The following is a 261-nucleotide window of genomic DNA, read 5'->3' on the forward strand; positions in this document are numbered from 1 at the left end:
GCCGCAAACCACGCTGCAATGGGGCATTCTAGTGTTTCTTGGCGTGGTGGCTTCCGGAATTGGCTACTTTCTGTGGAACTACGGCGCGACGCAGGTGGACGCCGGAACGCTGGGCATTATGAATAATATGCACGTTCCGGCAGGGCTGCTGGTAAACCTGGCTATCTGGCACCAACAGCCGCACTGGCCAACGTTTATTATAGGCGCGCTGGTGACCCTGGCCTCACTGTGGGTGCATCGTAAGTGGGTCGCTCCGCGCTC

Annotated in this window: 1 pseudogene; it reads left to right on the forward strand. The window is 58.6% G+C overall.

Features of this window, described 5'->3' with window-relative positions:
• Nucleotides 1–261 (forward strand): annotated as a pseudogene (gene bioP, locus SB756_RS31575) (biotin transporter); the annotation flags it as partial.

It is taken from the genome of Pseudomonas sp. SIMBA_068, from assembly GCF_046534705.1.
Taxonomy (GTDB): domain Bacteria; phylum Pseudomonadota; class Gammaproteobacteria; order Pseudomonadales; family Pseudomonadaceae; genus Aquipseudomonas; species Aquipseudomonas putida.